This window comes from Frankia sp. CgJB1 (assembly GCF_977947065.1).
The window spans coordinates 1-10400 of the sequence record NZ_CDWTNB010000141.1; the positions used below are offsets into that span (position 1 = coordinate 1).

Here is a 10400-nt window from a genome sequence, read left to right on the forward strand (position 1 = left end):
TAACCGTACCGAGGCAATCACAGGGGAACCCCAAACACAGATCAAATGATCAACTTATTTAATGACGATCCCATAGCGGCAGACAGAGATCGAGGGAAAGGACGTGCGGTCGTGCGATGGGGTAGGGGCGACGTGGCGACCACCACGGTCGCGGCGAGGATCGCGACGCTTCTGACGGAGCAGGCCAGCGGCGCGGCGCTCACGGATCCGCGGCTCGCCGCGGCGGCCAGCCGTTCCTGGACGCTGACGGAGACGACCGATTCCGCCGGGTGCGTTACCTGTCGGGTGACCACGGCCGTTGTCGCGGGCGCCGCCGCGGGCGCCGCTGCGACGGCCTCCGAGGTCCCCGTCGTGACGGGACCGCAGCCGGATCCGACTCTGTCGTACGAGCAGTTCGTTCGCTACCGTGACGCTCTGCTCGCCGCGGACTTCGCCGTTCAGGAGGTCTTCGAGGGCTGGCGGACGGTCGCTCTCGACGTGCGGGTCGCGGAGGAGACCGCTCCGGCCGACCTGCCCGAGGCGACCGCCGAGACCGCCGAGGCTGTCGAGACCGGTGAAGCCACCGAGACCGGAAGGGTCGGCGGCGAGGCGTCGGCGCCGCTCGAGTTGGCCACTGGTCCGATCTCGGACGAGGCCCCCTTCTCGACCGCCGTGGACTCGCAGCCGGCCGTGGACTCGCAGCCCGCGGAGGTCGCCTCGACAACCGGGGAACAGCCTGTCGGGCCCGCAGCGGCGGCGGAGGCCGAGGACGCGCCGGTCGTGACGGGTGGCCGGAAGCGGCCCGGCCGGAGGTCGGCCGACGCGGGCCGTCCGCGAGCCCGGCGCGGTCTGTTGCGACGTCGTGTTCCCGCCGGGAAAGCCGCGGCCGTGGCATCCGCGGCCGACACGGGCGGCTCCGACGACGACGCGGCGGACCAGGCTGCCGACTCCACCACCCCCGACTCCATCGCCGGCGGGTCGCCGGCGGCCTGACGCCGGACCGCTGGACTGCCTGACCGCCGGGCGGACCTTCGCGGCTTCGGGACTGCGCGACGGTCAGGCCGCGGAAGACCGGGATCGCTCAGTAGGGGCGGCGGTGGCGGGCCGACGAGTTCCCCGTGCCGCGAATCCAGCCGTGCTGGGGTACCCGGAGCGGCGTCCCGGGGCCGGCGGCTCGCAGCCGGCTGATGAACGGCATGACGAGCAACGCGCCGGCCGCGAAGCCGACTACATGTGCTCCGTACGCCACGGTACCGCTGTCGACGACGCCGAATCCGGTGAAGTAGATGTACTGCAACGCGAACCAGAAACCGAGGACGATCCAGGCCGGCAGCCAGAACGGCAGAAAGAACAGGACGGAGACCAGGCCGATGACGCGAGCCCGTGGAAAGAGCACCAGATAGGCGCCCAACACGCCGGCGACCGCGCCGGAGGCGCCGATCAGGGTGTTCGTCGACCCACCCTCCAACAGGGCGAAGCCGTACCCGGCGGCGTATCCGCAGACCAGGTAGAACAGCGGGTAGAGCAGCCTGCCCATGCGATCTTCAATGTTGTTGCCGAAGACCCCGAGGAACAGCATGTTGCCGATCAGATGAAGCCAGCTTCCATGCAGGAACATCGAGGTCAGCACCGACAGCACCGGAATCTTGTCGAAGCTGGGCGGTGATTCCACGATGCATCCCGGGTTGCCGGCCGCGTCCACCCCGATCCGGCCGGAGCCCGCGGCGGTGAGCTGCGCATTGTGCACCAGCTCCCACGGGATCGCGCCCCACTTCTGGAAGAACCGTTGCTGCTCGCAGATGTTCTGTGCCGCCGACGTCTCCATGCCGGCGACCGAGCTGACCACCGGTTCGAAGAAAACGAAGATCACCACGTTCGCCGCGATGAGCAGCCAGGTCATGACCGGGCGGCGGCGCAGGGGATTGATGTCGTGAATCGGGATGACCACACTGACATCCTGCCCGATGAGCCTGGGTAGCTGCTCCTACCTGGCACTCCTACCTTGGCACCCAGCCGTACCCGCGCGAGAGACGCCGGGCCGCCAGACACCGGTCAGGCATAACGCGAAAGGGCGCCTTCGACGTGACTTCCTTGTCCTCGTCGACGCGCTCGCCGTCCTCGACGCCGCGGACTTAGTGGGGGTAGCCACGAGTTGGACTCCTGTCGGCTTGGGGTTCGAGGGCAGGACGGGCGGGTGACGAGCTCGGGCGGGTGACGCCGTGGGGTGAGACGCAGTGGTGTGAGACGCACGACGATCGGCCCAGGCCAGCGTCACCCAGGCCACCGCCGTCGACCGGGGTGGGCGAGAGTGGGAAGGTGACCCCTCGTTCGACGACCGCCGTCCCGCCGCCCGCGCTCACCCCCTGGCACCAGGCCCCGGTAGCGGACGTGGGCGACCTCGTCGCCCGCGATCGGCGGGTGGTCTGGCATCCGTATGCTTCGGTGTCCGGCTCCACGCCGCTCTTCCCGGTCGCATCCGCCGCGGGGACCCGGCTGACGTTGACCGACGGCCGGGAACTGATCGACGGGATGTCGTCGTGGTGGGCGGCGATCCACGGCTACCGGCATCCCGTGCTCGACGAGGCGGTGCGCGGGCAGCTCGAGACGATGTCCCATGTGATGTTCGGCGGTCTGACCCATGAGCCGGCGGTGGCCCTCGCCGAAACCCTCGTGGCGATCACGCCGGATCCGTTGCGGCGGGTCTTTCTGTGCGATTCGGGTTCCGTCGCCGTCGAGGTCGCGATCAAGATGGCGCTGCAGTACTGGACCGGGCGGGGCCGGCCGGGCCGGACGCGCCTGCTCACCATCCGGCGCGGCTATCACGGCGACACCTCGGGCGCGATGGCGGTCTGTGATCCGGACGCGGGCATGCATCACCTGTTCAGCCATCTCCTGCCCCGCCATCTGTTCGCCTCCGCCCCGGCCTGCGCCTTCGACGAGCCGTGTGAGGACGCTCACGTCGCCGAGATCGAGGGGCTGCTGGCCGGGCACGCCGGCGAGATCGCGGCGGTCATCTGCGAGCCGGTCGTGCAGGGCACCGGAGCCATGCGGTGGTACGCGCCGGGCTGGCTGGCGCGGCTGCGCGAGCTGTGCGACCACTACGGGGTGCTGCTGATCGCCGACGAGATCGCGGTCGGGTTCGGCCGCTCGGGCGAGCTGTTCGGCTGCGACCATGCCGGCATCAGTCCCGACATCATGTGCGTGGGCAAGGCGATGACCGGTGGCTACCTGTCCATGGCCGCGACGCTGTGCACCGACGAGGTCGCGGCGGGCGTCTGCGACTCGCCGGCCGGCGCGTTCATGCACGGCCCCACGTTCATGGGCAACCCACTGGGGAGCACGGTCGCGAACGCCAGCATCGATCTGCTCCTCTCCTCGCCCTGGCAGGCTCGGGTGTGCGAGATCTCCGCCGGGCTCGCCGCCGGGCTCGCCCCGGCCGCCGACCTGCCCGGGGTCGCCGACGTGCGGGTACTCGGCGCCATCGGGGTGATCGAGACGCGGGAGCCCGTCGACCTGGCCGTGATCCAGCCGCTGTTGGTGGATCTCGGGGTCTGGGTCCGCCCGTTCGGACGGTTGGTCTATACGATGCCGCCGTTCATCATCTCCCCCGCCGACGTGGCCACCCTGACCGCCGCGATGGTCGAGGCGGTCGCCCGCACCACCTGATCGCCGCGTCACCGGTTCGTCCGTGTCACCGGCGCGTCGTGCCCTCCGTCGCCGCCAGGGGCCAGGCGCGGACGGCGGGCATCGAGCTGGTCCCTCGGCGGTCTCTTCTCCGGCCGTCACTGGTCTCTGGGCGGCGGACGTGCCGTTTCCCGGGCGTGTCGGATGTGGTCTCTCGAGGGTGTCCCGCAGCCGGCGCGGCTGGGCGGCCCGTCGCGACGCCTCCTTCGGCCCGGCATTCGTCGTCGCAGGTCAGATGCCATTTTCTGGGCAACTATCGCGCGCGTGCTGGGGAGAAAACACGGCTCGGCGACGCCGGGAACGGCTAAGAACCGGCATTCGGACGGTTGCGAATTGGCGAAGTGCCTTCGTACTCTTCGTTCTCGAGGATTTACCGTGAGTAGCAGCGACCAGGTTGGATTCACCGGGCGGTTCCGGCCGGGTAGGGCCGTGGACAAGAACGAGGAAGGCCATCCACCAATGCCGTTACGCATACGACTGGCGCGAGGTGCGGGTTCCGTTCTGGTGGGCACCCTTCGGCGTGGCTGGCGGCGAGCCCGCGGGGTGACCACGCAGGGAGCGGGCGCGACTGCCCGGACCGGTCGCGGGGCGGCACGAGGCGAAGCGTCCGCCCCACCCGCGAGCGCCGAGCCCGTCGCTCCCCGGATGATCGGTCCTCCGCCATTGGGCCCTCATCTGGCCGGCCCACGCCTGGCCGGCTCTCATCTGGCCGGCGCCCACGTCACGGAACCTCGCCTGGCCGTGCTGCGCCTGCTCGGCCACGGCTGGATGCTGTGGCGCGCGCCCGGGGGGTTGATGCGACGGGGGTTGATCGTAGTCTTCTGCTGGCTGAGTGTGGCCGGATTCGCGGCGGCGGGTCTGCGTCCGCGATGGGCCGACCTCGCGGCCTTCGCCACCTTCGTTGTTCTCGGGGCGCTGGCCGTGGTGGCGTCCGGACGGCTGGGTGAGGATCTGACCGTTCCCAGGGCCCGACGCCATGACCTGCTGTCCACCTGGACGGTGGCGGCGGCGGTCCTGCTGCCGCCGTTCTACCCGACGGTTATCAGCCTGCCGCTGTGCTGGCTCGCCGGCCGTCGTGATCCAGTACAGCCGCCGCACCTGCGCGTGTTCCACGCCGCGGCGTTGGGCATCGCGGGCTTCTGTGCCTCCAGTGTCCATCTGCTGCTCAGCCCCGATCGAGGGCCGTTCACCGTCGACAACCTCGTCGGGTCCGGCGTCGCGGTGCTGGCCTTCCTCACCGCGGTCGCGGTTTACCCGGTCGTGGCGAGGCTGACCGTGATGGGGATGAGGCTTACCGTGATGGGGATGGCGACGCCCGGCGGTCGGGAGAGCCTCGGTTCGTGGTCCGGCGCGGCGGCCGGCCCGACCCGGCCGGGCTGGCCGGGCCGGACCGGAGTCGTCCCGTCATCTGTCATCCCCGCCCGGATCCCGCTCCGGCATGCGTGCCGCGACCTCGTGCCCGCGCAGGCCGCCGAGATCTGCTCGTCGATCGTGGTCGCGGTGCTGTGGGCGGCGAACCCGTTGCTCATGCTGGCGATCACACCCCCCGTCCTGCTGCTGCAACGCAGCCTGTTGCACGCCGAGCTCCTGCATGCCGCGCGGTCCGACGCGAAGACCCGACTGGCCAACCCGGCGTACTGGCGCCAGGTCGCGGAACGCGAGATCAACCGGGCCTGCCGGGTGGGGCGTCCGCTGTCGGTGCTCTTGGTCGACATCGACCACTTCAAGCGGGTCAATGACAGGTTCGGTCATCTCATCGGGGACGTCATCCTGATCGCGGTGGCGGACGCGCTGCGGGCGGCGACCCGCCCCCGGGACCTCGTCGGACGGTTCGGGGGCGAGGAGTTCGTGGTGCTGCTCACCGAGGTCGAGCTGGAGAACGCGGCCGATGTCGCGGAACGGATCCGCCGCCAGGTCGCCGGAACCCACTGCTGGCTGGAGGGCCGGCCTCCCCTGTCGGTGACCGTGTCCGTGGGAGTCGCGACACATCACGGCCCCCGCGGTGACCTCGCCGGTCTCATCGCTCGGGCGGACTCCGCGCTCTACCGGGCCAAGGCCGATGGTCGTAACCGGGTACGGCTCGCCGGGTCGGTCTACAGCTCCGTCTGAGGCCACCGCGGCCCCGCCGAGGCCAGGTGGCGGGTGCGCGCCGATCAGGCGGCGCGCGCCGCCCGGATCGTGTTGCGCAGCAGGAGCATCGTGGTGACCGGTCCCACACCGCCCGGCACCGGGGTGAGGGCGCCCGCCACGGACGAGACGGCCGCGGCGTCCACGTCACCGACCTGCCCGGTCTCGGTCACGACGGTGCCGACGTCGATGACGGTCGCACCCGGGCGGACGAAGCCGGCGCCGACGAGGCGGGGATGGCCGGTGGCGGACACGATGATGTCGGCCTCGTGGGCGATGCTCACCAGTCCCTTGGTGCGGGAGTGGCAGATCGTCACGGTCGCGTCCTCGGCGAGCAACAGCAGCGAGACCGGCTTGCCGACCACCGGGCCGCGGCCGATCACGCATACCCGGGCGCCGGACATCGGGATGCGGGCCCGGGTGAGGATCTCCACCACCGCGGCGGCGGTGGCCGGCGCGAAGCTCGGCAGACCCAGCGCGAGCCGGCCGAGACTGCTCGGGTTCATCCCGTCGACGTCCTTGGCCGTCGGAATGTGCTCGCCGACCTCGCGGGAGGTCAGCCCGCCTGGCAGCGGCGTCTGGACGATGATCCCGTGCACGGTCGGATCGGCGGCGACGGTGTCGATCGTGTCGAGGATCGTCGCCGGCTCGCCCTTCGGCTCATGCAGCACGCAGCGCACGCCGACCTTGCCCGCGGTCCGTTCGACGATCTCGGCATAGGAATACGCGGCCGGATCCGCGGTCGACAGGACCACCGCCAGGGTCGGCGTGACTCCCGCCGCAGCCAGCCTCTCGGCCTCGTCGACCACGTACCTGCCGATCTCGGCGGCCATCGACCGCCCGTCGAGCATCCTCATGCGCCGTTCCGATCCTCGTCGTTCTCGTGGTCTGGCTCTCGTGGCCCTTGCGGTCCTGATGGCCCGTCTGGGCCGTTCCGCACGTCTGGGCCGTTCCGCACGGATAAGTCACCGCTGTCCGCAGGCCTTTCCCGCACTCGCGCGGGTTATGCCGTCCTGACCCACCACGCGAAACCTGGGGAAGGCCCGGGATGCGCCGGCACGGCGAGCGGGGCGGCGGCGGGCACGGTTGTACCGTAGCAAGGCGACGTGGGCAGGTAACCTGGGCGGGGGAGCACGCCAGGGCCGCTCGGTGCACTCGGTTCCAGAACGCCCGGTTCCAGGCAGCCCGGTTCTCGTGCCTCGGATTTTCGGAATAACGGATCCTCCCCGGGAAAGCCTTCCGGAAGAGGCCCGCCCCTGTGCGGTGGTGTAGTCGAGGTGGGCGATTCCGAGCGGAAATCCGAGTATTACTCTATATGATCTTCCCGGTTCGGGGTGATGGCGGCTACGGACCTCCGGAACGATGTACCTGAAACGACGCACCTGGCCAAAAGCGCCCGGTGCCCGCTACGCCGCATCCCGAGCCACCCGCCGCGCCGGCTGTACTCAGGAACCCGGTCGGCTTGCCGGATGTAGCGATATGAATGCGACATTCGTCCTACTGCGATGAGTCCACGGAACTTGATGTCAGGTAGGTAGGTAGGTAGGTAGCGAGGGTAGATCCTGCGCCATTTTCCCGAATCTATTGTCCTGCCTCTCTTCTCGGCTACCATGGAGACGTCCCGTCCTTGACCACGACGTGGAGTATCGAGATGAAGTCATTCGCCCGCACGACCATCCGTGCGATTCTTCTGGTTTCATTCCTGGCCCCCGGCTCTCCGTGACCGGGGAGTTTCCCTCGTTGAAGGCGCGTCAGCTTCTGCGAGTGCTTGGACGATTGGGATATCGCGTGACAAAACAGGACGGTTCAGCTCACCGGTGGCTGGAGGCGGACGGACGTCCACGACTTCGTCTCGCTTTTCATGACCGGATCACCGTCGGGCCGGGGGTCGTCCGGCAGATACTGGTCAAGCAGGTGGGGCTGACGGTCGAGGAGGCGTTGGAGGTGATCGATAGTGTCTAGGGCGGTATCGGTGCTGGTTCGCCGGGACGGCCCCTGCTGGTCGGCCTGGTCGCCGCAGTGTCCTGGTCTGGTGGCAGCCGAGACGACCGCCGAGGAGATTCGTGCCGCGTTGCCGGATCTGATCGCCTGGTACTTCGACGGAGACACCGACGTCAACCTGCGGATCCACCTTGAGCTGGAGGTGCGCGGTGTCATCGTCCGGATCGCGCAGGATGCCGACGCCTGGGAACGGCAGCTGGTCGCCGAGCGTCTGGGCGCGGCCTTGGGCGTGGACAGCCAGGCGGAACAACTGCGCGCCGTGCGGGCGAACGCCGCGGGCGAGGTGGTGTATGTCTGTGCGCTGCCGTCGGACCAGGTCTCCTGGCTGACCGGGCAGATGGACGACGAGGACGATGCGGTCGTCGTCGCGCTTCCGGCGACGGAGAGCGAACTGTGGACCTTGCAGTTCGACGCGCTCCGGTGGCGAGGTGAAAAAGCGCCGGGTGCCGGCTACCGGCCGGAGGTAACCTTTGATGAGATCATGGCGACGTTCGCCGGGCCACGCCTCCAGCTCAGCGCATGACAGCCGGGCCCCGCGCCGGTCAGCCCCCATCGGTGAGCCCTCATCGGTCAGCGCCCGCCGGTGAGTGTCCGCGTGACGGCGGGAACCGGCATCGTGGGTGGGCGCGGCTACCGGGGGAGATCGCACAGGATGAGGTCGAGGCCCGCGAGGAACTGGGCCTCGTTCTCCTCCCGTAGATGGGGTGCCGCCTCGGAGAGGTCCGGATGGTGTTCGGCCGGCGGGCGTACCGCCGCGACCGGGCCGCCGCGGGCGCCGGCCCCCTCCCGTTCCACGGCCCGGGCGAGCTGGCGGGCCTCGCTGAGGGTGTGGCCGAGGGTGTAGAAGAGCAGCGTCTGGTAGACGTTGGCGGCGTCGGCCGGATCCATGCCCGCGCGGTGAAGCTGGGCGACCGCGTGATCAGCCCGCTCCCAGTAGGCGCCCACCCCGGGCGGGCGGCGCAGCACCAGCGGCGCCAGGGTCGGGTGCGCCAGCAGGGAGCGCCGGAGCTGACGGAAGTTCTCCCGGATGTCCCGGCGGGGGTCGTCGGTCTCCGGCAGCTCCTCCACCCCGCGGATCACCGTGTCCGTCAGCGCGTCGAGCAGCGCGTTCTTCGTCGTGAAGTGTCGGTACATCGCCGTGGGATCCACGTCGAGGAACGCGCCGAGGGCCCGCATGCTGAACGCGCCCGCGCCGTGCGTGTCCACGACCTCCATCGCCGCCGCCAGCAGCACCTCCCGGGACAGCGTGCCCCGCGGGGTCCGCCGGGAACCGACCCGCCGACCTCGCCGCCTACCGGTCTCCGCGCCGGCAGTCCCAATGCCCCCCGGCTCGTCGTCATCCGTGCCGGGATCGTCCGTGCCGGCGTCACCCTCCCGGGTGTCCTCGGAGCCTGGGCTCTCGTCGTCGGACCGGGGCGCCGTGGGATCGTTGGTCTCGTCGTTGATGGCATCATGATAGTCAACGATGTTGACGTCGTCCCGCGGCTTGCAATGGTCTACTCTGTGGCCCCGTCTTCGGCCCAGTCTCCGCGCACCGGCCCGTTGCCACGGCGCTGCACCCGCACCCCCTGATAGCCCGGTCGCCGGCTTTCCAGCACGATCTCCCCGGCCGGCTCGTCGACGCTCGTGCGGACCACCTCGGTGAGCTCGACGCGGAAGAGGTCGAACGGCGTCGGCGGGCCGATCTCGGTGGCGAAGGAGGCCAGGACCTCCTCATCGTCGATCCACCGGGCCCGCCCGGAGACGCGGATGTCGCCGCCGGCCAGGTCCTGGCCCGGCCCGGGATTGGCGGCCAGGGCGAACCGGGGGTCGCGACGCAGGTCCCGGGACTTGCGCGCATCTGGCATGCTCCCGAGCCACAGCTCCCCGAACCGGAAGTTCGTCTCGATTCCGCTCGTGCGCGGGGAGCCGTCGGCACGCACGGTGGCCAGGATGTGATGGCGGAATGCCGCGAACCGGGTGCGTGCGGTTTCGGCGAGGGCGGGTTGCGCGGTTTCGAAGTCGCGCCAGGATGTCGTCACCGCGCCATCGTGACCCGGAAACTCTGCCATCTGCTGTCCTGGTTCACGGCTAGGCTTCCCAGACGTGCGATCGAGTCGGCTTACCGCGTTGCTCCTGCATCTGCAGGCCGTGCGGCGGGCGACGGCCGCCGAACTGGCCGCCGAGCTCGAGGTGTCCGTGCGCACCGTGCACCGTGACATCGCCGCCCTGCAGGCGGCCGGCGTGCCGCTGTGGACGCAGACCGGGCGGGCCGGTGGGGTGTGGCTGCTGGACGGGTGGCGCACCCGGCTGGACGGCCTGACCGGCGACGAGGCGGCCGCCCTGGTCCTCGCCGGGGCGGGGGGAGAGGTGCTGGGCGGACTCGGGATGGCGGCGTCCGCCGCGGCCGCCCGGACCAAGCTCCTCGCCACGCTCCCGCCGGAACCCCGCGAGCACCCCGCGCGGGTACGGGAGCGATTCCACCTCGACGCGCCTGGCTGGTCCCATCGCGACGAGGCCGTCCCGCACCCGGCAACCGTCGCCGGGGCGGTCTGGTCCGGGCATCGGGTCGACGTCCGCTATGCCCGGCGGGACCGCGAGGTCGCCCGCCGGCTCGACCCGCTCGGGCT

The 10400-nt window shown here is 70.5% G+C and carries 10 protein-coding genes; 6 read left to right on the forward strand and 4 right to left on the reverse strand.

The window, feature by feature from the left end:
- Positions 1-111: 111 nt before the first annotated feature.
- Positions 112-972, forward strand: coding sequence for a hypothetical protein (locus AC08OT_RS15200; protein ID WP_476592622.1), 861 nt, complete (start codon positions 112-114; stop codon positions 970-972).
- An 88-nt stretch (positions 973-1060) separates the two neighbouring features.
- Here AC08OT_RS15200 and AC08OT_RS15205 read toward each other — a convergent pair whose 3' ends face one another.
- Positions 1061-1927 carry a rhomboid family intramembrane serine protease gene (locus AC08OT_RS15205; protein WP_476592623.1) on the reverse strand — a complete coding sequence of 289 codons (867 nt, stop codon included), beginning with the start codon at positions 1925-1927 and terminating at the stop codon, positions 1061-1063.
- 440 nt (positions 1928-2367) lie between these two features.
- Here AC08OT_RS15205 and bioA point away from each other — a divergent pair, with 440 nt between their 5' ends.
- Positions 2368-3645, forward strand: a complete 1278-nt coding sequence (bioA, locus tag AC08OT_RS15210; protein WP_476592640.1) for an adenosylmethionine--8-amino-7-oxononanoate transaminase — start codon at positions 2368-2370, stop codon at positions 3643-3645.
- A gap of 663 nt (positions 3646-4308) precedes the next feature.
- Positions 4309-5772: a sensor domain-containing diguanylate cyclase gene (locus tag AC08OT_RS15215; RefSeq protein ID WP_462188763.1), complete on the forward strand. Its 1464-nt coding sequence runs from the start codon at positions 4309-4311 to the stop codon at positions 5770-5772.
- 44 nt (positions 5773-5816) lie between these two features.
- Here AC08OT_RS15215 and AC08OT_RS15220 read toward each other — a convergent pair whose 3' ends face one another.
- The gene (locus tag AC08OT_RS15220; protein ID WP_476592625.1) at positions 5817-6647 is read right to left on the reverse strand and encodes a bifunctional 5,10-methylenetetrahydrofolate dehydrogenase/5,10-methenyltetrahydrofolate cyclohydrolase; all 831 of its coding nucleotides are present in this window, start codon (positions 6645-6647) and stop codon (positions 5817-5819) included.
- Between the two features lie 862 nt (positions 6648-7509).
- Here AC08OT_RS15220 and AC08OT_RS15225 point away from each other — a divergent pair.
- Positions 7510-7752: a type II toxin-antitoxin system HicA family toxin gene (locus AC08OT_RS15225; RefSeq protein ID WP_462202988.1), complete on the forward strand. Its 243-nt coding sequence runs from the start codon at positions 7510-7512 to the stop codon at positions 7750-7752.
- A 70-nt stretch (positions 7753-7822) separates the two neighbouring features.
- The gene (locus tag AC08OT_RS15230; protein ID WP_476592626.1) at positions 7823-8314 is read left to right on the forward strand and encodes a hypothetical protein; all 492 of its coding nucleotides are present in this window, start codon (positions 7823-7825) and stop codon (positions 8312-8314) included.
- Positions 8315-8421: 107 nt separating this feature from the next.
- On the opposite strand, the gene AC08OT_RS15235 is transcribed toward AC08OT_RS15230, so the two are convergent.
- Together AC08OT_RS15235 and AC08OT_RS15240 are read right to left on the reverse strand one after the other, a co-directional pair.
- On the reverse strand, positions 8422-9024 hold the full coding sequence (locus tag AC08OT_RS15235) for a TetR/AcrR family transcriptional regulator (RefSeq protein WP_476592627.1): 603 nt from the start codon (positions 9022-9024) through the stop codon (positions 8422-8424).
- A 263-nt stretch (positions 9025-9287) separates the two neighbouring features.
- Positions 9288-9842, reverse strand: a complete 555-nt coding sequence (locus AC08OT_RS15240; protein WP_476592628.1) for a pyridoxamine 5'-phosphate oxidase family protein — start codon at positions 9840-9842, stop codon at positions 9288-9290.
- Between the two features lie 34 nt (positions 9843-9876).
- On the opposite strand from AC08OT_RS15240, the gene AC08OT_RS15245 reads away from it, so the two are divergent.
- Positions 9877-10400 (forward strand): helix-turn-helix transcriptional regulator (locus AC08OT_RS15245; RefSeq protein WP_476602954.1); only part of this gene is annotated, 524 nt, incomplete at its 3' end.